The sequence below is a fragment of the Staphylococcus sp. Y174-1 genome, from assembly GCF_049897865.1.
Taxonomy (GTDB): domain Bacteria; phylum Bacillota; class Bacilli; order Staphylococcales; family Staphylococcaceae; genus Staphylococcus; species Staphylococcus saprophyticus.
This window is the reverse complement of the sequence record NZ_JAFCXB010000002.1, coordinates 397,298-418,410: the sequence shown is the minus strand read 5'-3', so window position 1 is coordinate 418,410 and position 21,113 is coordinate 397,298. Positions and strand designations below refer to the sequence as shown.

Below are 21,113 nucleotides of genomic sequence, written 5' to 3'. Positions count from 1 at the left end.
ACTTGAACGCGTGTCACTGAATGGCATACAGACCAGTGCATAAGTTATTGAAAAGCAGGGTATGAAAACAACATAGATGATGTTAGGAGGAGACATATGAAAAGGACTGCTGAAAAAATACTCATATGGATTGGTATTATTCTACAATTTATTTTAATTTTTTTAATGGCTATCGTTGCACCATTTTTTAATGATGTCAGTGTGAAAAATGAGTTAATAGAAGTAATAAACCAGAGTAATATTTATAATCAAAATGCATCACAGATGGATCCAGCTAATATAGTAGACTTAGTGAGTAATCTATTTATTTTAGCTTTAATTGTTGTTATTGTTTGTACAGTGATTGCCATTATATTTGCAATATTAACAAATAAACTTCCAAAATTTGTTGGTATTATATTTATTTTACTGGGACTTGTGACAGTTCTTACACTCAATTGGATAACAGCTATACTTTGGTTAGTAGCAGGTATATTATTATTAGTAAGAAAAAAACAAAAATCTTATGATTGCTATCAACCAGCTAAAGGAAATAGAAAAAAAGAACAAGCAAAGCATCATCATAACAATCAAAAACGTAATACTAAAACTACATATCATGAAGTGGATGATTATAAATCAGAAGAACAAGATAAAGCACCAACACAATTAAGTAGGAAATCACGTTATAAAAAATAGCGAATAAAATAGCCTGAGACACACATAGATGTCTCAGGCTATTTCCAATTTAGAGCGTAGATGACTGAATGAAAGTAGTAAATGCGCATTGACGTACATTAACATTTCAGCTTAATCCATTTTACCGTGTTTATAACTTTCGTATACTTTGTCATATTTTATATGGCCAATACCACCAACGATAAACTTACCATATTTTGACAAATTGAATATATAGGCTAAACAAATGGACACGGTTAACGTGATAATGAAATTGAAAGCAATATTTCTAAGTGAACTATCTGCTCTTAACAAACCTAAGTCATGGACGAAGAAGTAATGTATTAAGTAGATACAGAAGGAATAGTTACTTATAAATAATATGGATTTTGGTACATATTTAACATATGAAGCGAATAAGAAAAAGACTAGGATAACCATCGTTACATAAAAAGGAATATCAAAGCGTTTTGATTCTACCCACGTGCTTATGCCAAACAAATAGTTACCGACTAATATAGAAGTTGCTATTATTGCGCCAATAATAATTGGCCAAGTATATTTTTTAATCTTCTTCATGAAAGTTTCATAGTAGATACCAGTGTAAAAGCCAAGTAAGAAGTAACTAATCCATCCTAAAAAGAGCATCCAGCCTTCTCTTTCCCAGAATAGACCAAGGATTGGATGTTCTGACTGTGGTGCATATTGTCTAAATGCCCAATAAATTGTAGCAAAGATAACGGCACCAATAATCACTGGGACAGGTTTCCATTTAATGAGATATTTTGCAAAAAGTATATGTAATATATAGAATTGGAAAATAATAACAATGAAATATGTCACTGCACCACCATGGAACATTGTGTCTCCCAGATGTGTCATGAATTGATCGAATGTTTTGGATTCAAAATAGAATAGTGCAATACCAATGTTAATGATTATATAGGGGATACCTAAATAAATTAATTTATTCTTAAAAAATCCTGGTTTTGTTTTGACGTGATAATTTTTAGCTAATAAGAATTCAGAAATAAATACAAATAATGGGGTACTGAACATAAGCATTAATTGAAATACTCTGATTGCAGTTCCATGACCTACAAAATCCATTTTGCTAAATGTAGTTGTAATAGAATGAATGAGAACAATACTTAAACAAGCTATCGTGCGCATCCAAAATATAACTGACGTATATGTTTTCATATATAGCTTACCTCTCGATTGTTCATTTAATTTAAAATTTAATATAATTATAAAAGCGAATGTTTTATAATTTAAAATAATAACATAAGAATATAACCTAATCACGAATTTTAAGTAACAAATTATTAAATTTAAAATACAAAATATAAACATTACACAATTAAAAATATCGAATATAATATAAAGTGTGGCAAAATGAACGGAAATAGATTCGAAGCGACTCAATTTTAGGAAAGTTTATGTAAGCGATTGCATTTATTGTGTGATACATATACAATGACATTAAGAATGGAAGATTCCATTTAGTTTTCTATTTACAAACTCACATGGGGGTAGAAAAATGGTAGTCAATTATCACAATGAACCAGGCATAGATTTTACAGATAGTAAGAATGTTGAATCATTTAAAGAAGCATTAAAGAAAGTTAAAGGTGAATTAAATCAAAAAATTCCTTTAGTTATTAATGGAGAAGAGAAATTCACAAAAGATACGTATCAGTCTATCAATCCTGCAAATACAACTGAAGTGATTGCAGAAGTTTCAAAAGCAACTCAAAAAGATGTGGATGACGCATTTGAAGCAGCTAATGAAGCTTATAAATCTTGGAAACGATGGTCACACAAAGACCGTGCTGAATTTTTAATTAGAGTTGCAGCTATTATTAGACGTCGTAAAGAAGAAATCTCAGCAGTAATGGTTTATGAAGCAGGTAAACCATGGGATGAAGCGGTCGGCGATGCTGCAGAAGGTATTGACTTCATTGAATATTATGCAAGATCAATGATGGAGCTTGCTGATGGTAAACCAGTATTAGATAGAGAAGGAGAACATAATAAATATTTCTACAAACCTATCGGTACAGGCGTAACTATCCCACCATGGAATTTCCCGTTTGCAATTATGGCAGGAACAACATTAGCACCTGTAGTTGCAGGGAATACAGTACTTTTAAAACCAGCGGAAGATACACCATTAACGGCATATAAATTAATGGAAATTTTAGAAGAAGCTGGATTACCAAAAGGTGTTGTGAATTTTGTACCAGGTGATCCTAAAGAAATTGGCGATTATCTTGTTGATAGTGTACACACGCATTTCGTTACATTTACAGGTTCTCGTGCAACAGGTACTAGAATTTTTGAGAGAGCAGCCAAAGTACAAGACGGACAGCAATTCTTAAAACGCGTGATTGCTGAAATGGGTGGTAAAGATGCTATTGTAGTGGATAAAGACATTGATACAGATTTAGCTGCAGAATCAATCGTATCGTCTGCTTTTGGTTTCTCTGGTCAAAAATGTTCAGCTTGTTCACGTGCCATTGTACACAAAGATGTATATGATGAAGTTTTAGAAAAAGCTGTTGCATTAACTAAAAACTTAACTGTAGGCAATACGGAAAATAACACGTATATGGGACCAGTTATTAATCAAAAACAATTCGATAAAATTAAAAATTATATTGAAATTGGTAGTAAAGAAGGCAAGTTAAAACAAGGTGGCGGTACAGATGATGCTACTGGATACTTTGTAGAGCCTACTATTATAGCAGACCTTAAATCGAGCGACCAAATTATGCAAGAAGAAATCTTTGGCCCGGTTGTAGGTTTTGTTAAAGGTAAAGACTTTGAAGAATTATTAGAAATTGCGAATGATACAGATTATGGTTTAACAGGTGCTGTGATTACAAATAATCGCGAAAACTGGATAGAAGCCGTTGAATCATACGATGTTGGTAACTTATATCTGAACCGTGGTTGTACATCTGCAGTTGTTGGATATCACCCATTCGGTGGTTTCAAAATGTCAGGTACAGATGCTAAAACAGGAAGTCCAGACTACTTATTAAACTTCTTAGAACAAAAAGTAGTTTCAGAAATGTTTTAAATCGCATAAAGTGATTTATTAAAAGCATATCAATATAACACGATCTTTAAATTGAAAAAGGCGATGCCAGTAAAATGGCGTCGCCTTTTTGTAGTGTAATAAGTTTTAATGTCATTGAAAAAGGGCATTATAATTAAGATTATGGAAATGACATATCATATAAAATACTTCAACAATGATTAAACATCTTCAACTTTGATATTGATTAATTTTTGGAAGAGTACGTCGATTTCATGTGCGCTTAGTTGAATATCATTATCTCGTATCCATTCCATAAAACCATATAAACTCGTTGCGTAAATATAAAATATCAATTCTGTTGGAACGCTTGCGTCTACTGAAATGCGATGTTCATTTTCCTTAATATCATTTTGCAATATTTTGATGAAATAATTACTGATTGTACGCTCGAATTCTTTATCATCGCATTGTTTATCACCAACACGTTTCAACTCGTTAATATCATTTAAAGTTCTTTCCATAACACTAAAGGGATTATTGATACGATCTTTAATATCCATAGAAAAATAATCTTTTGTGATTTCTGTAATTAAATAAATAAGCAAATCGTATTTATCATAGAAGTGTTTATAGAATGTCGTTCGATGTGTGAGTGCTTCATTACAAATTTGGTTTACCGTGATGTTTGAAAATGCATGTTTCTCAAGCAAGACATATAGGCTTGTGGATAAAGCGCGTTTGGTTTTAATGACTCGTAAATCTTTTTCATTCATTCTACATTTCTCCTAATCTGTAGTTTAAATAGGCATATTACAGTTTTTAATTCTTTTATTAATTGTACACAGCGTTTATTGTGTTAATATAAATAATCTACACTATACAATTAAACTATAACGTTGATTATCTGAGGAGGCAATAGATTGGCAAAGTTTTTATACAAGTTAGGATCATTTGTGGCCAAACATAAATGGTGGAGTATCGTTGCGTGGGTTATTATACTTGCTGCAATTATTATCCCGCTTACAGTAAGTGCACCTAAATTTGATAATGATATCACAATGAATGGTTTGCAATCACTTGATACTAACGATAAAATTGAAGATGAATTTAATCAAGACAGCGAGAAGGCTCAAATAAGGGTTGTATTTAAAAGCGATGCCGATAATGGCATCGTTAAACAAGATATGACAAAAGATATCAAGGATACATTGAAAGACATCAAAGATGATGACAAAGATATTAAAAACATTACCGATCCATACGAAAATAGACAAATAAGTAAAGATAAAACGACAGCATTTGCAGATATTAATTATGATATCTCTGCGACGTCTATGACACAAGATGGCAAGGATAATGTGCAAGATAAAGTCGATAAATTAGAAGATGACCATAATGTGCAAGTTGAATTGATGGGTACAGGTATGGAAAACACAGAAATTGGCGGTTCTTCTGAATTAATCGGAATTATCGTAGCGTTTGTTGTGCTTCTCATTACATTTGGGTCATTTATTGCGGCTGGTATGCCAATTATTAGTGCATTACTTGGCTTAGGTACAGGTGTAGGTATTATTTCGTTACTTACATATGCTTTCGATATCCCTAATGTAACATTAACATTAGCGGTAATGATTGGCTTAGCTGTAGGTATAGATTACGCTTTATTTATATTATTTAGATACCGTCAGATTGTTAAGACGGAATCGAATCATATTAAAGCAGTTGGTTTAGCAGTAGGTACTGCAGGAAGTGCCGTTATCTTTGCTGGGGTAACTGTAATTATAGCTGTTTGTGGTTTATCGTTAGTTGGCATTGATTTCCTAGCTATCATGGGTTATGCCTCCTCAATCAGTGTGCTTGTAGCGGTTATTAGTGCGTTGACATTGTTACCAGCTTTAATCAGTATTTTCCATAAACAAATCAAACCGAAAAAAACGAAATCAGAATTTGACAACGATGTAGACACAAAATGGTCTAAATTTGTCGTCGGTAAACCATTAGCTGCTGTACTTATAGGACTTATTATATTAGTCGTAGCTGCAATACCAATTAGTAACATGAGATTGGGTATTCCAGATGATGGTATGAAACCAGCAGATAGTACGCAGAAGAAAGCGTATGATATTGTATCTGATAAATTTGGCGAAGGCTATAACGGTCAAATTGCCATGCTTGTGAATGTTAAAGATGAGAATGATAACCCACAAGCATTACAAAAAGATTTACAAGATATGACGAAAGATATCGATAAAAAAGATAATGTTGATATGGTGACACCACCACAATTGAGTAAAAACAAAGATTATGCCTTAATTGCGGTAATTCCAGAAAAAGGACCTAACGCAGAATCTACAAATGATTTAGTTCATGATTTAAGAGATTATAATGATGATGCTAAAGATAAATATGGTTTCAAGACAGAAGTGTCAGGACAAAGTGTCATCAATATAGACATGTCTCAAAAATTAAATGAAGCGATTCCGTTATTTGCAGGTGTTATCGTAGCATTAGCGTTTATCTTGTTAATGATTGTATTCCGTTCAATTATTATTCCACTTAAAGCGGTATTAGGCTTTGTACTTTCATTAGTTGCAACACTAGGCTTTACAACTTTAATTATGCAAGAAGGATTTATGTCAGGCTTATTCGGTGTGGATACGACTGGACCATTACTTGCATTCTTACCTGTTATAACTATAGGTCTGTTATTTGGTTTAGCAATGGACTATGAAGTGTTCTTAATGTCACGTATCCATGAAGAATACAGTAAGACACGCAATAATGAACACTCAATTAAAGTTGGTATTAAAGAAAGTGGCCCAGTTGTTGTCGCTGCCGCATTAATTATGTTCAGTGTGTTTATCGCCTTTGTATTCCAAGATGACGTGATGATTAAATCCATGGGTATTGCACTTGGATTTGGTGTATTATTTGATGCATTTGTCGTCCGTTTATTATTAATACCAGCATTAACACAATTGTTTGGTAAAGCATCTTGGTACATTCCTGGTTGGTTAAATAGAATCTTACCGCATGTTGATATTGAAGGACATGCATTACAAGATAAAATGCCTTCAAAACCAGAAGCGAAACAAAATCAAAATGCATCGAAAGAACAGTATGATCGTTCATTTAGTATTGCAACTTCAAATGATAACCGTGACAACAAAAATGTGATTACTACTGACGCACAAACAAAAGCTTTATATAATCAAATTGCTCAACAGTCTACGAATCAACATTTCTTATATGAAGCATTAAAAGCTTATCAAGGTAAGGCAGATAATGATGCTGATAGATGTCATGAAGCAACTTCTAAATTAAATGAAGATTCAGAGCTACAAGATAAAGCATTGATGTCACTCTTATCAAAACAAAGTGACAATATCAGTGAATTAAATGCATTGATAGAAAAACTTGTTAAAAAATAATAGATTCGATTGTTGAATTAAGCGTAGGTACATAGCCATTAGGCTGTGATACCTACGTTTTTTTATATACCAAATTGTTTCGTGATTGCGTAAGCGTCACTGTCAAAAATTTGCTAATCTTGCTAAAATGAAAGTATTAATTAGTCCTCGTACACGAAGTATAAGTTAATAAGAGGTGCAACATGAGAGAACTATATAATGTGGAATTTAATAAAAATTTTAATAGCCTTACAGATTTAGAAGAAGGGTTACGCATTGTGCTCGTACTAAACGGTATGATGAAAGTGATTAATGGAGACTCTGTGACAACCTATCAAAAAGGCGAAGTATTTCTGATTAATCATAGAGCGTCATGTCGATTTTCAACTCATAAAGATACATTATATCTTTCAATTCATTTAACGGAATCATACTTAAAACAGTATATGAATGATTATAAAGATAAAGCATTTATTTTAAATAAAAATACTTTGCAAGAAGTCATTTACCAACAAATTGTGAATGCAGTTGCCAAAATAGGCATTGTCTATATTAGAAAAGGTGAATTCTACCGTTTATATATCGAACAACAACTCATAGATTTAATATTTATCATGATGCGGTGTTTACCAACTACCAATATACAAGCACAAATGCCATTGGTAGCAGATGACAGGTTAGCATATATTTGCGAATATATTGATAAACATTATACTGAATCGATTAAACTTACTGAAATGGCAGACATGGTTGGACTTAGCGATGCTTATTTATCTAAATTGTTTAAGCAAAAAAAGGGCGTTGGATTTAATCAATATGTGAATCATGTGCGCCTTGAACAGTGTAAAAATGATTTAATTTACACGAATGAACCCATTACACAAATCGCCTATAAAAATGGCTTTAGTAACTCTAACGCATTATTAAAGTACTTTAAAGCTGAAACAACATACACGCCATCGAACTACCGACTTAAATTTCAAATGAAAGAACAACATATAAAAGTAGATGATTGTCCTACCACAACAACGTATCAATCTTATTTATATTATTTATCTTTATTGATTGATCAAAATATAGGAGATATTGTTCAATCACCCGATGCACAAAAAGTAATTGATATCACATTACAAAATGACGGTAAATCCATTTCCCACTATCAACACGTTATTCAAGTTGGTTATCTCGAAACAATCCTGACACATCGCGTTAGGAGACAGTTAATTGAAGTGAAGACCATGTTAGGATTAGACCATATACTTATCAAAGATCCCATTCAACAGGGACATATCAATCATTCGGAAATTGAGAGTGATGAAATGATTCCCAATATACATCCTTACATGCAAGTGGATGAATCAATTAATTTTTTAATAAAACATCAAATTGGTTTAGGCATCGAACTTACGCCACCTAGAAGTACGATTAATTTCACCCAATATTATCAAGAATTGACTTACCTTTTAGAACATATTTTTAATGGCTTACCAAATAATAATTTATTGAAATTTGTAGTTTATATTGATTGTAAGCAAGATTCAATATTTAATCAGCTGGTTGCTCTTTTTAAATATTATTTTACAAATGTGGAAATTGTGCTGAATGTGGACATAGGGAAATTAGAAGCGCCTCATAAAGCGAAACGAATTTTAGAACAATCAGACAGTATTGTTGATCGCATTGCTTTTTCAGCCAATCAGAATGATATGATTGATTTTCAATCTATAGAAAGTCAGCAATATGAATTAGCGAAACGACATATTTACGAACAATTTAATAAGGTTGTTGAAACATTAGAGCTTCAGCAAAGTTCTATCTCGTTTATATTATTAAATTGGAATACGTTGACTGGAGATACACATTTAACGAATGGAGAGTATTTTAGAGCGGGTATCATATTTGAACAGTTAATTGAAATGAATGACAGAATTCAAATGATCGGTTATTGGCTGAATTATGAGCTGCATGAACAATTTAAATTAAAAGATTCAAGTGCACAACTCACTGGTATTGAGTTATATCATCAATTTGATGGAAAAAGGCCGGCCTTTTTTACAAGTGCCTTTTATAGAAAACTGTTCGATCAAGTGTTATATCAAAGTGAAAATTGTATGGTTGTTGGATCGACTGACCATTTTCAAATTGTCATGTGGGATGCAGAACATTATAATCCATATTATATATTGAATCATCATGCACAATATTTAAATCATAAGGAATATCAGATTAATATCATCAATGCACATCCTGGAACATACAAAATTAAGCATATGACCTTAGATAAAAATAACGGGGCATTATATACAGTTTGGCAAGATTATAATACGCGATATGGTATGGATGAAGAAACCATTGCTTATGTTAATCGCATCTCATATCCGAAAATGGACATTAGTGAAGTGAAAGTCAATGATACAATCACATATCACTTGAAATTGCTAACGAATGCTGTCCAAATTATAGAGTTTAAAAAATATCTATGTTGAATTGGCTATTACAACGAAGGGGAGGCACCTTTTGTTGTAATAGCCTCTTTCTATTTATCAAAATTTGAAAGGTATGTTGTTATAAAGACAAAAATGATACATCTATTTTTGTGGTCAGTCGAAGAAATAATACATATGCAATAAATAGATAGTTAAAATAGCAAATAATATATATTGCTATTAATTGATAATCACTACACTTGAGATAGAGAGGATAGCGAATTAATAGAGTTGAAAATGTTACTATGAAGGGCATTTACAATGAAAGCTTATCTTCCCTAATGGTCATTAGTTAAATTGGATAGAGGAGGAAGTATAATGACACAACAGGGAAATACACAAAATTATAAAGGGGATAATAAACTCATATTAGGTATTGTGTTAGGCGTTGTTACGTTTTGGTTATTTGCACAATCTTTACTTAATGTGGTCCCAACGTTACAACAATCTTTTGATAGTAATATTGGAACAATTAGCATTGCAGTTAGTATTACAGCTTTGTTTTCAGGTATGTTTGTTGTAGGTGCGGGGAGTCTTGCTGATAAAGTGGGACGCGTAAGAATTACTTATATTGGTTTATGGCTCAGTATTATTGGGTCATTATTAATCATTATCAGTAATTTACCACTATTATTAATTGTCGGAAGGGTTATTCAAGGATTGTCTGCGGCTGCTATTATGCCATCAACATTAGCAATTATGAAAACTTATTTTGAAGGAAAAGAGAGACAACGTGCGTTAAGTTACTGGTCTATAGGATCTTGGGGAGGTTCAGGACTAGCATCATTATTTGGAGGTATGGTTGCTACTTTTGTGGGATGGCGCTGGATATATATTTTATCTATTATCATTGCATTATTAGCAATGTATTTAATCAAAGGAACACCCGAAACAAAATCAGAAAGCACACTGAAGCAACGTTTTGATTATAGTGGACTGATATTATTTGTGATTATGATGTTGAGTATTAACGTTGTTATAACGCAAAGTGGAACATTCGGTATCAAGTCGCCATTGATTTTAGGTCTTATTATTGTATTTATAGTAGCAACAATCATATTCTTAAAAATTGAAAACAGGGTGGGTAATCCATTAATTGATTTTAAATTATTTAATAATAAAGCATATACAGGTGCCACATTATCTAATTTCCTATTGAATGGTGTTGCAGGTGCACTTTTAGTTGCTAATACATTTGTACAACAAGGACTAGGATTTAATGCATTTCAAACAGGACTGTTATCCATTACTTACTTAATAACTGTGTTATTAATGATCCGTGTAGGTGAGAAAGTATTGCAAAAGGTGGGCGCTAAAAAGCCGATGCTATTAGGGACACTTTTTAATATGGTAGGTATTATGCTCATATCGCTGACATTCTTACCTAGTGTTATTTATGTAGTAGTTTGTATTATTGGTTATTTATTATATGGTTTAGGCTTAGGATTCTATGCGACACCGTCTACAGATATGGCAATTTCTAATTCTCCAGAAGATAAAGTGGGCGTTGCCTCAGGTATATATAAAATGGCATCATCACTTGGCGGTGCATTTGGTATTGCATTATCAGGCGCACTTTTTGGTGTTATAGCAAGTGCAACAAATGTTCAAATTGGTGCATTCGCAGGTCTTTGGTTAAATGTCATTATGGCACTATTATCTTTAATCATTATCATGTTTATGGTGCCAGCTACTAAAACAAAAGCGAAGGGTTAAAATAAAACAATTATAAATGTTTTAACACATATAGAGAAACTAGAAAGTGTATCATGTTATTAAACAAAGGATTATTAGGAGGAATAATAATGGTTAAACAATTAATAGATATATTAAAAAACAAAGAGTCACGTATGATTGAAATACGTAGATATTTACATGAGCATCCAGAACTATCATTTCACGAAGAAGAAACACCTAAATATATTGAAGCATTTTATAAAGATAAAGACTGTGAAGTTGAGACAAATGTTGGACCAAATGGTTTGAAAGTAACGATTGATAGTGGAAAACCGGGTAAAACAATTGCAATTCGTGCAGATTTTGATGCTTTACCAATCGAAGAAGATACAGGTTTATCTTTTTCATCTAAAAATGATGGTGTCATGCATGCATGTGGTCATGATGCGCATACAGCATATATGCTCATACTTGCAGAAACGTTAATTGAATTAAAATCACAATTCAAAGGGAAAGTAGTCATCATTCACCAACCAGCCGAAGAAGTACCACCTGGTGGTGCACAAGCAATGATTCAAGATGGTGTATTAAATGGCGTTGATCATGTATTAGGCGTACATGTTATGAGTCACATGCCAGCATGTAACATTTATTATCGTGAAGGGTATGTTCAAACTGGTAGGGATTTCTTTAAATTGAAAGTGAATGGCCAAGGTGGACATGGTTCCTCACCACATACAGCCAATGATAGTATTGTTGCTGGCGCATATTTCGTCAATGCAGTTCAAACAATTGTTTCAAGAAGATTAAATCCATTTGAAACAGGTGTTGTTACTATCGGCTCATTTGATGGTAAAGGACAATTTAATGTTATTAAAGACAGTATCGAAATAGAAGGAGACGTTCGCGCACTGACAGATGACACAAAACATACGATTAAGAAAGAAATACAACGTTTAACAGAAGGTTTAGAAGCTACGTTTGGTGTAACATGTGAATTAGATTATCATGACGATTATCCAGCGTTGTACAATGATCCAGAGTTTACGCAATTTGTGGTCGACTCAATTCAAAGTGCTGATACGGATGCCGTTCAAAAAGTAGAAAGATGTGAAGCTCAGCCACCATCAGAAGATTTTGCGTATTATGCAAAAGCGCTGCCTAGTACGTTTATATATGCGGGTGCTGCTCCAGAAGATGGTAACATCTATCCACATCACCATCCTAAATTCAATATCAGTGAAAAAGCCTTACGTGTCTCAGCAGAGGCTGTAGGTGTTACAGTTATGAATTATTTAAAATAAAATATAAGCCCAATGATTGAAAAGCATTTGTACCTTATGAGGAATAGAGACATATGCTAGTATTCATTTCGATAAAGTTCATTTATTTTTATTGTAAACATAGAAACAGAATGAGATAGCTATATAAAGTAGCTTATCATCATTCTGTTTCTATTTGTATTGTATAAAATTAATCAAAAAACATATATGTTACCGTAAGTTTATGAAAGTACGATATAGTGTATATAAAGAGTGATAATAAAATGATAAAGGATGATTAAAATGAACGGTGACAAAAAAATAAGTGAACTGCTTGATAATTATAAAAAACCACTAAAAAAGCTTTTTAAATATGATAAATCAAATGCATGTGCTTTTGATAAAGAGAGCAGAAGCAAGGTTGAAGGTCAAAAAGGGATTTTTGTTATTTTTAATAATAAGCAACCTATCTTTGTAGGCCAAGCAGGCGCTTATATGACGGGTTATAAAATAACACAAAAAGATTTAAACGATAAATTAGGCCAATTTAATGTGAAATCAGACTCTGGTACTGCAAGATTCAGAAGAGTATTTGCCGAACAAAATAGCTTAGATGAAGCTGAAACAAAAGAAATTAAAGCTGAAAATTATGGATTAAAATTTCAATTTATTAAAGTTAAAGGCAATCCATCAATGATTAATATATTGGAAATATTAGCTTTAGAGTATGCTAAAGAAAACGATATTAACCTTTATAATTTCTTATAAAAACAGTTCATTTTAAGTTGGTTATAGAAAGAGGTGATCGTTATGAGTATAAGAGAACTCAGTCTATCTTTTCATCACCAAGAAATAAAAATTAAATTACCGAAGAATTATTTTAAGACAAACGGTAAGTCTTATCCTTTAGTTATAGTTCAAGATGGAGACTACTTATTTAAAGATGTAAAAAAAGACGTTATATTTGTTGGTATCGTGCCGAATAACCGAAAAAAAGATTATACACCCTGGAAAAGTGTTGTTGGTGATATTGAATATGGTGGTCAAGCGGATGCGTATATCACTTGGGTGGCTGATGCGGTAATACCGTATTTAAGAAAATGTTTCCGTATTTCTCAGGATAGAAAAGACATCGGTATTGCAGGTGCCTCATTTGGTGGGCTCGTATCGCTATATGCGTTGTTTAAACACGCAGATACGTTTGGGCATTATATATTAATTTCACCTTCAGTTTGGTACCCTGACTTTGTTAAGTTTATGAAATCCCAACCGATTATTAATTCAACACATCATATTTACTGGTATGTCGGCCAACTTGAAGGGAAACAAAGTAATCACTTAAACCAATATATGGTGCCACAAACAGAGGCAGCAGTAGATATTTTGAATGAACTGCTAGTATCACAGACATCCGTATTTTATTTTGATACAAATAGAAAAGGGCTGCACCGCCAATATTATTTTAAGAAATATTTTAATAGAGCAATCAATAAATTATTTTAAGTAGCGACAGATAAAAGAAATACGATTATTGTCAGAAAATTCGCAAAAATAAGTGGATTCATCCTTTTTATGTTAAAAAAATGCTAAAATTCAAAGTGTAAATCATTTTTAAATATACCGCTCTTAGCCATAATGTGTAAAATGACGTTTTGGGCAGTGAGTTGGATATATGATTTTAAAAATATTAAGCTGAATTTTCGTATTAGTTTAAACATAGGGGATGTTTTTTTATGACAGAAGGTACTACTAAAATTTCAGACAATAAGTTATTGGTAGGAATTGGCTTATCTATTTTAACTTATTGGCTATTTGCACAATCTTTTTTAAATAGTGGACATAAGATACAGGCAACTTTTGGAGCAAGTCCAGATATTGTTAACATTTCAGTAAGTTTGACATCATTTGTTACTGGCGTCTTTATGGTTGTAGCAGGTAACATTTCAGATAGAATTGGGAAGGTTAAGATGACGCGTATTGCTCTAATTTTGAGTATTATTGGATCATTGATGCTTATTATTTCTGGTAATGTCACTTTGTTGCTCTTGGGAAGAATTGTGCAAGGTTTTTCAGCAGCGATTATTATGCCAGCAACCATTTCTATCGTTAATGATTTCTTTGAAGGGGATGATAGACAAAAAGCATTAAGTTTTTGGTCTATAGGTGCATTTGGAGGGACCGGCCTATCATCATTCTTTGCAGGTGCAATGGCTACGTTTATATCGTGGCAATCCATCTTTGTACTCTCTATACTTTTGTCCTTGGTTGCATTGCTGTTGGTAAAAAACCTGCCAGAAAGCAAACAAGTCAAAGCACAATCTAACCATTTTGATTATATTGGTCTAACTATCTTTGTAATTATGATTGCTAGTATCAGTTTTGTAATTACATAAGGATATAAATTAGGATGGTAAGTTCAGCAACGCTAATATTGAGTGCCGTATTTATTATCTGTATTTTTATTTTTTATAAAGTAGAAAAAGCAAAGCAATCACCGTTTATTGATTTGGAGTTATTTAAAAACAAACCTTTTATTGGTGCTGTCATTGCTAACTTTTTGTTGAATACTGGTGTAGGCGTTATTGCTTTATTTAATATATATGCACAAGGTGGCTTGAAATTCAGTACTTTTCAAGCTGGTTTGTTAACGATACCCTATTTAATTACATTGTTACTTGTAGTTCGATTAGGAGAAAAAAGTATCAAGCGCTTTGGTGCAAAACGCGCAATGGTTGTTGGACCTATTTTTACAGCGACAGGTATATTGTTATTTAGTTTAACTTTCTTTAATACTTCAATTTATGTAGTAGTCGCATTAATTGCTGCGGTTTTCTTTGGTGGAGGTACTGGCTTGTTTGCTACACCGGCTTTAAGCACCGCAGTTTCAACAACTCCTGCAGAAAAAGTTGGGGTAGCATCTGGTATTTTTAAAATGGGCTCAACGCTTGGTGGAGCCTTTGGTATAGCGATTATGATGTCCATATTTACTGGAGTTTCACAAAGCGGACAAACAGTTGATACAGCTGCTAGTATTGGGTTTGTAGTTGGAACATGTTTGGTTATAGGCGGCGTATGTGCAAGTGCATTGGTTATTCCAACGCGAAAAGTGAGACAAGGCGAAAAGGGGCAAGTGACAGAAGGATAATAAAAATAAAAAAACTGGTCGCTGCATAATTAGATGGTTTGACCAGGTTTATCTTGGAATTGTGTTTTAACTTAGGAAATCCTTTAACAAGATTCATTATTGCTTTCGTTTAAAAGCAAGATGTAAATCATGTACGAAGGCAATTAATGGTCTTATAGTCATTTGAATACTACCAATAACAAATAATATCGTACCATTTGTTACAGTTGAACTATTAAAAAATAGAATACTACCAATTAGAAAAACTAAGCCGAGTACGACATCATTGAATTGGTAAAGTGCTTTGTAAATGGCTGTTATGCGGTCAGATGCTTGGATTTGATGGAAACTTAAATTTAAGTGTTTAGATGATTGTTTGAATTTAGACATGTACAGTCCTCCTTTAGTAAGTAATGAAAATATTATAATATATCATCTTACGAGTTTACACGAAATGATGAAAGCATTAAGATTATAACCAATAAATGAGTAAGGAAAAGAGGGGATACCATGCATTATAAAAGTAATTATCAATCGACAATTGGTCAAATCGCACTCACTTCAGATGGGGAAAATATAACGGGTTTATGGCTACCTAATCATAAAGACTTTGAAACACAGTATAAAGATGAATTAATGACAGCTGATTTGCCAATTTTTGATAAAGCAAAACGTTGGTTGGATGCGTATTTCTCAGGAAATAATCCTAAAATAGATTTTCCTTTAAAAGCAACTGGAACATCATTTAAGGAACAAGTATGGCAAATACTTTTGGAAATACCACAGGGTGAAACATGGACCTATGGAGAAATTGCTCAAAAAATTGCTGAGAAAAGAGGTGAAGCTAAGATGTCATCTCAAGCTGTTGGTGGCGCAGTTGGTAGTAATCCGATTTCTATTATCATTCCTTGTCACAGAGTTGTAGGAAAAGATGGAAGCTTGACTGGTTATGGTGGTGGCATAGATACCAAAATAGAATTGTTAAAATTAGAGGGTCTAGACATGAATGTATTTTATAGACCCAAGCACAGTACGAAACCTTGATGCAGTCTAATGAACACCTACATGTATTGAGCTTTGCACTTTCTAATTACGGATTGTAAAGTTTTTCTAAATAGAGTTGATTAATTAGCTCAGTATGATATCGTGATAACCGTCTTTATTAAATTATTTAGGGATGGTGAGTGTTCTGTTAAAGGAAAAAAAGGGATTTTCAAGTGTATTTTTATATTCTACAGCAGTAATTGGCTTGCTAGTGATTGTGGGTGCAATTTTTCCACAACAATTCGGAACAGTTAGTGGCAATATATCAACATGGGTCTCTGAGACGTTTGGTTGGTACTATATGCTACTTTATACTGCTATATTAGGATTTTGTATTTTCTTATTATTCAGTCCAATAGGAAAGTTAAAGTTAGGAAAACCAAAAGATAAACCAGAATTTAAAACAGTTTCCTGGCTTGCTATGCTATTTAGTGCTGGTATGGGTATCGGTTTAGTATTTTACGGTGCTTCTGAGCCAATATCCCACTATATGGCACCGCCAACAGCAGATCCAGAAACAAAAGCGGCTATGGCTGAAGCTTTTAAGTCGTCATTTATTGACTATGGATTTCATCCATGGGCAGTATACGGTATTGTTGCCTTAGGTCTTGCTTATTCTCAGTTTCGTAAAGGTGAAAATGGTCTTATTTCAAGAACATTGAGACCTATATTAGGTGATAAAGTAGATGGGCCAATTGGTAACATCGTTGATATACTCGCTGTATTTGCAACAGTGATTGGTGTTGCTGTTTCTTTAGGTGTCGGTGCGATTCAAATTAATGGTGGCTTGCATTATTTATTTGGTGTACCAAGTAATTCAGTTGTACAAGGTATTATTATTGCAATCGTTACCGTATTGTTTTTATACAGCGCATGGAGTGGATTAAGTAAAGGCATACAGTACTTAAGTAATTTGAATATGGTTCTAGCAGCGATATTGTTAATTGTCATATTTGTCGTTGGTCCAACATTACTTATCCTCAACATGATGACGAGTGGTACAGGTGATTATTTAAACTCACTTGTATTTAATAGTTTAGACGTAGCGCCGTTGAACGAACAGAAAAGTAAGTGGCTTCAATCTTGGACTATTTATTATTGGGGTTGGTGGATGAGCTGGAGTCCGTTTGTTGGTACGTTCATTGCTAGAATCTCCAAAGGGAGAAGTATTAGAGAATTCATCATTGCAGTCTTGGGTGTTCCAGTTGTTATAAGTATTATTTGGTTTAGTGCTTTTGGTGCTACAGGTATTACAGTGGGCCAATCGCATTCAAGCATTTTAAAAATGCCACCAGAAACGCAACTGTTTGGCATCTTTAATGAATTGCCATTTGGATTTATATTATCAATTGTAGCATTAGCGTTGATAGCTTCTTTCTTTATTACCTCTGCCGACTCTGCGACATATGTACTGGGAATGCAAACTGCATATGGAACATTAAATCCTTCAGGTTTTATAAAAATTGTTTGGGGTTTGGCTTTAGCAGCTATTGCCTATGTATTATTGTTAGCAGGTGGAGATACTGGACTAAGCGCTTTACAATCAGCTGCCATTATTTCAGCACTTCCATTTAGTGTTGTTGTTTTTCTAATGATGGTTTCCTTCTATAAGGATGCTAATAGTGAGAGAAAAGCCTTGGGATTAACATTAAAAATAAATGAAAAACGAAGTGAAACATATACAAAATTGATTGAAGAAGAAAATAGAAAAAGATACGAATAACATTTGTTGTTATTACGGTTAAACCTATATCCGCCTCAAAGAATTCAAACAATTTTTGAGGTGGATTTGTTTATTGAATATAAAAAGCGCTTTTCATTACATCAGTGAAACTGAAGTATGAAAGCGCTCATTATTAATTAATAATTTTGAACTTGAATTTATAACGAACAACGGACATTTGATTAAAATGTATACAATAAATAAGACAATTTAAAGGATGTCGTTCGTAGGTGATAAGATTTAGTGATTTAAAATCTAATTTAAGGTATTATAATTACGGATATGATCATTAATACTTTCAAGGTAGAAGATAGTATTTTTTTCATTTTCTAACTCAGTTTCATGATCAAATTCTAAATTGTCGAAACGGTTAAAGAATGATTCATAAGTTTCGACTGAAATTTCTTCGCGGTTATTTAATAAATCTTTATGTCCTTGAATATCAAGTACATCTTGGTAGCCATCTACGATTTTACCACTGAAGAATTCGCCAACAGATCCTGAACCATAACTAAATAAGCCAATCGTATCGTTTGCAGATAAATCATGTGTTTCAAGTAAAGAAATCAAACTCAAGTAAAGTGAGCCAGTATAAATATTACCTACATAACGATTATAATAAGTGGCTGCATCGTAACCTGAAGTTAAACGTTCTTTTGTTTCAGCATCAATGTCATCTGTTAAAATAGAATCAAGTGCTTTTTTGCCCATTTTAGTAAATGGTACATGGAAACATAAAGATTTAAAATCAGCTAATGATTTGTTGTAGCGACGTGCATATTCTTGCCAACTTTCTTGGAATGAACGAATATAAGCATCTTTAGATAAAGCACCATCTACAAGTGGATAAGCTTGTCCGCTTGGACGCCAAAAATCATAGACATCTTCTGTAAATGCAACGGCATCGTCATTTAGTTCAAGAATGCGTGGATTTTGTGAAATCATCATAGCTACTGCACCAGCACCTTGTGTTGGTTCGCCGCCAGAATGTAAACCATAACGCGCTGTATCACTAGCGATAACAAGCACTTTTTCATCTGGACGTTGTGCTAAATAATCTTTAGCTAATTGAATGGCAGGTGTAGCTGCATAGCAAGCTTCTTTCATTTCAATACAACGAGCAAATGGTTGAATGCCTAGCAAGTTATGTATTTGTACTGCAGATGCTTTAGCTGAATCAATGGCAGATTCAGTTGCAACAATAACCATACTAATTTGTTTTTTATCTTCATCTGTAACAATCGCTTTGGCAGCATTTGCACCCATTGAAACGATGTCTTGGCTCATTGGACTTACTGACATTTCAGTTTGGCCAATACCTAATAAATATTTGTTTGGGTCTACTTGACGGGATTCGGCAAGCTTAGCCATGTCTACATAAAATCTTGGAACATAAAAATTAATTTGATCAATACCAACTGTCATAAAGCGTATCGACACCTTTCTATATATAAATAAGCAATTGTATCATACCAAATCGTGACAATAAAATACAATGATTTGAAAAAGAGATATAAAGGAGAATGAACATGAATAAAATCGCAATTGTAAGTGCTAAGCGTACACCGATAGGGAGATTTAAAGGAAAGTTAAGTCATTATTCAGCAGTAGAACTTGGCACTAAAACATTGGAAGCTGCTATAAAAGCTATAAATTTAGATTCACAAAATATTGAGCAAGTCATATATGGTAATGTACTACAAGCTGGCAATGGACAAAATCCAGCACGTCAAATCGCTATTAATGCTGGCGTGCCTAATACAACACCAGCTATGACAATAAATGAAGTCTGTGGTTCAGGATTGAAATCCATTATTTTAGGAAAACAATTAATACAATTAGGTGAAGCCAAAGTCGTAGCAGTTGGCGGTGTTGAAAGTATGACGAATGCGCCTCAACTCATTTTAAATGACAGTGAAACACCTGTTGATAGCTTTATGCATGATGGTCTTACTGATGCCTTTATGAATGTACCTATGGGTATTACAGCGGAAAAAATTGCTGAAAAATATGATGTGACACGTGAAGCGCAAGATGCGTTTGCTAATGAATCACAACTGAAAGCACATCAAGCCACACAAGCTAAGAAATTTGAAAATGAAATTGTACCTTTAGAAGATGTAAACGGAGACTGGATGACGACAGATGAAGGTATTCGTGGCAATAGTAGTGTTGAAAAATTAAGTACACTAAAAACAATCTTTAAAGAAGACGGTACTGTGACAGGTGGCAATGCTTCAAGCATTAATGATGGGGCATCAACAATTATCTTGATGGATGAAGTTTATGCCAAAGAAAATGGTTTTGAAATATTAGCATTTGTTGGAGCACATGCAGAAATAGGCTGTGATCCAGAGTTAATGGGTTATGCACCATATCATGCAGTTACAAAATTATTAAACCAAGCTGATAAAGCGATAGAAGACTTTGATGTGGTTGAAATGACAGAAGCTTTTGCGGCGCAGAGTATACCAGTAAGTAAAAATCTAGGTATAGCTGAAGAACAACTCAATTTATATGGTGGAGCGATTGCCTTGGGACACCCTATAGGTGCAAGTGGTACGCGTTTAGTTACAACACTTGTAAATATTTTAACACAAGAAGATAAACAAACAGGCATTGCTACTGCTTGTATTGGTGGCGGTTTAGGTATCGCTATTGCTATAGAAAGAGAGGTTTAA

15 protein-coding genes and 1 pseudogene are annotated in these 21,113 nt (G+C 33.3%); 12 read left to right on the top strand and 4 right to left on the bottom strand.

The window, feature by feature from the left end:
- The first annotated feature begins 96 nt into the window (after positions 1–96).
- Positions 97–678 (top strand): DUF4064 domain-containing protein, encoded by a 582-nt coding sequence (locus ACP7BT_RS08830; RefSeq protein ID WP_041079378.1) that lies wholly within the window; start codon positions 97–99, stop codon positions 676–678.
- Between the two features lie 111 nt (positions 679–789).
- On the opposite strand, the gene ACP7BT_RS08825 is transcribed toward ACP7BT_RS08830, so the two are convergent.
- Positions 790–1,860, bottom strand: coding sequence for an acyltransferase family protein (locus ACP7BT_RS08825; protein WP_002482266.1), 1,071 nt, complete (start codon positions 1,858–1,860; stop codon positions 790–792).
- A 340-nt stretch (positions 1,861–2,200) separates the two neighbouring features.
- Between ACP7BT_RS08825 and pruA the strand changes: the two genes are divergently transcribed.
- The gene (gene pruA, locus ACP7BT_RS08820) at positions 2,201–3,745 is read left to right on the top strand and encodes an L-glutamate gamma-semialdehyde dehydrogenase (RefSeq protein ID WP_041079377.1); all 1,545 of its coding nucleotides are present in this window, start codon (positions 2,201–2,203) and stop codon (positions 3,743–3,745) included.
- A 179-nt stretch (positions 3,746–3,924) separates the two neighbouring features.
- On the opposite strand, the gene ACP7BT_RS08815 is transcribed toward pruA, so the two are convergent.
- Positions 3,925–4,479 carry a TetR/AcrR family transcriptional regulator gene (locus tag ACP7BT_RS08815; RefSeq protein WP_041079375.1) on the bottom strand — a complete coding sequence of 185 codons (555 nt, stop codon included), beginning with the start codon at positions 4,477–4,479 and terminating at the stop codon, positions 3,925–3,927.
- A 147-nt stretch (positions 4,480–4,626) separates the two neighbouring features.
- Between ACP7BT_RS08815 and ACP7BT_RS08810 the strand changes: the two genes are divergently transcribed.
- The 7 genes and pseudogenes from ACP7BT_RS08810 to ACP7BT_RS08780 all read left to right on the top strand — a co-directional run bounded on the left by ACP7BT_RS08810 (position 4,627) and on the right by ACP7BT_RS08780 (position 15,686).
- Positions 4,627–7,137 carry an MMPL family transporter gene (locus ACP7BT_RS08810; protein WP_069821616.1) on the top strand — a complete coding sequence of 837 codons (2,511 nt, stop codon included), beginning with the start codon at positions 4,627–4,629 and terminating at the stop codon, positions 7,135–7,137.
- A 182-nt stretch (positions 7,138–7,319) separates the two neighbouring features.
- On the top strand, positions 7,320–9,602 hold the full coding sequence (gene aryK / locus ACP7BT_RS08805) for a transcriptional regulator AryK (protein WP_041079371.1): 2,283 nt from the start codon (positions 7,320–7,322) through the stop codon (positions 9,600–9,602).
- Between the two features lie 318 nt (positions 9,603–9,920).
- Positions 9,921–11,318 carry an MFS transporter gene (locus ACP7BT_RS08800; protein WP_041079369.1) on the top strand — a complete coding sequence of 466 codons (1,398 nt, stop codon included), beginning with the start codon at positions 9,921–9,923 and terminating at the stop codon, positions 11,316–11,318.
- 89 nt (positions 11,319–11,407) lie between these two features.
- Positions 11,408–12,583: a M20 family metallopeptidase gene (locus tag ACP7BT_RS08795; RefSeq protein ID WP_041079367.1), complete on the top strand. Its 1,176-nt coding sequence runs from the start codon at positions 11,408–11,410 to the stop codon at positions 12,581–12,583.
- 261 nt (positions 12,584–12,844) lie between these two features.
- Positions 12,845–13,309, top strand: coding sequence for a hypothetical protein (locus ACP7BT_RS08790; RefSeq protein ID WP_037537604.1), 465 nt, complete (start codon positions 12,845–12,847; stop codon positions 13,307–13,309).
- Between the two features lie 42 nt (positions 13,310–13,351).
- Positions 13,352–14,044, top strand: coding sequence for an alpha/beta hydrolase (locus ACP7BT_RS08785; protein WP_041079366.1), 693 nt, complete (start codon positions 13,352–13,354; stop codon positions 14,042–14,044).
- A gap of 230 nt (positions 14,045–14,274) precedes the next feature.
- Positions 14,275–15,686, top strand: a pseudogene (locus ACP7BT_RS08780) (MFS transporter).
- A 96-nt stretch (positions 15,687–15,782) separates the two neighbouring features.
- Here ACP7BT_RS08780 and ACP7BT_RS08775 read toward each other — a convergent pair.
- Positions 15,783–16,055, bottom strand: coding sequence for a YrhK family protein (locus ACP7BT_RS08775; protein ID WP_002482277.1), 273 nt, complete (start codon positions 16,053–16,055; stop codon positions 15,783–15,785).
- Positions 16,056–16,175: 120 nt separating this feature from the next.
- Here ACP7BT_RS08775 and ACP7BT_RS08770 point away from each other — a divergent pair, with 120 nt between their 5' ends.
- Together ACP7BT_RS08770 and ACP7BT_RS08765 are read left to right on the top strand one after the other, a co-directional pair.
- Positions 16,176–16,709, top strand: a complete 534-nt coding sequence (locus ACP7BT_RS08770) for a methylated-DNA--[protein]-cysteine S-methyltransferase (RefSeq protein ID WP_041079365.1) — start codon at positions 16,176–16,178, stop codon at positions 16,707–16,709.
- Positions 16,710–16,842: 133 nt separating this feature from the next.
- The gene (locus tag ACP7BT_RS08765; RefSeq protein WP_174543799.1) at positions 16,843–18,432 is read left to right on the top strand and encodes a BCCT family transporter; all 1,590 of its coding nucleotides are present in this window, start codon (positions 16,843–16,845) and stop codon (positions 18,430–18,432) included.
- Between the two features lie 255 nt (positions 18,433–18,687).
- Here the strand turns inward: ACP7BT_RS08765 and ACP7BT_RS08760 are convergent, their stop codons facing one another.
- Positions 18,688–19,857 (bottom strand): hydroxymethylglutaryl-CoA synthase, encoded by a 1,170-nt coding sequence (locus ACP7BT_RS08760; protein ID WP_041079364.1) that lies wholly within the window; start codon positions 19,855–19,857, stop codon positions 18,688–18,690.
- Positions 19,858–19,961: 104 nt separating this feature from the next.
- Between ACP7BT_RS08760 and ACP7BT_RS08755 the strand changes: the two genes are divergently transcribed.
- A complete protein-coding gene (locus ACP7BT_RS08755; protein WP_002482281.1) occupies positions 19,962–21,113 on the top strand; it encodes a thiolase family protein in 1,152 nt (383 codons plus the stop codon).

Excerpts from the sequence above, each read along its gene's own strand:
- ACP7BT_RS08830 (WP_041079378.1), top strand. The coding sequence starts at position 97 with ATGAAAAGGACTGCTGAAAAAATACTCATATGGATTGGTATTATTCTA.
- ACP7BT_RS08825 (WP_002482266.1), bottom strand. The coding sequence starts at position 1,860 with ATGAAAACATATACGTCAGTTATATTTTGGATGCGCACGATAGCTTGT.
- pruA (WP_041079377.1), top strand. The coding sequence starts at position 2,201 with ATGGTAGTCAATTATCACAATGAACCAGGCATAGATTTTACAGATAGT.
- ACP7BT_RS08815 (WP_041079375.1), bottom strand. The coding sequence starts at position 4,479 with ATGAATGAAAAAGATTTACGAGTCATTAAAACCAAACGCGCTTTATCC.
- aryK (WP_041079371.1), top strand. The coding sequence starts at position 7,320 with ATGAGAGAACTATATAATGTGGAATTTAATAAAAATTTTAATAGCCTT.
- ACP7BT_RS08800 (WP_041079369.1), top strand. The coding sequence starts at position 9,921 with ATGACACAACAGGGAAATACACAAAATTATAAAGGGGATAATAAACTC.
- ACP7BT_RS08795 (WP_041079367.1), top strand. The coding sequence starts at position 11,408 with ATGGTTAAACAATTAATAGATATATTAAAAAACAAAGAGTCACGTATG.
- ACP7BT_RS08790 (WP_037537604.1), top strand. The coding sequence starts at position 12,845 with ATGAACGGTGACAAAAAAATAAGTGAACTGCTTGATAATTATAAAAAA.
- ACP7BT_RS08785 (WP_041079366.1), top strand. The coding sequence starts at position 13,352 with ATGAGTATAAGAGAACTCAGTCTATCTTTTCATCACCAAGAAATAAAA.
- ACP7BT_RS08775 (WP_002482277.1), bottom strand. The coding sequence starts at position 16,055 with ATGTCTAAATTCAAACAATCATCTAAACACTTAAATTTAAGTTTCCAT.
- ACP7BT_RS08770 (WP_041079365.1), top strand. The coding sequence starts at position 16,176 with ATGCATTATAAAAGTAATTATCAATCGACAATTGGTCAAATCGCACTC.
- ACP7BT_RS08765 (WP_174543799.1), top strand. The coding sequence starts at position 16,843 with ATGGTGAGTGTTCTGTTAAAGGAAAAAAAGGGATTTTCAAGTGTATTT.
- ACP7BT_RS08760 (WP_041079364.1), bottom strand. The coding sequence starts at position 19,857 with ATGACAGTTGGTATTGATCAAATTAATTTTTATGTTCCAAGATTTTAT.
- ACP7BT_RS08755 (WP_002482281.1), top strand. The coding sequence starts at position 19,962 with ATGAATAAAATCGCAATTGTAAGTGCTAAGCGTACACCGATAGGGAGA.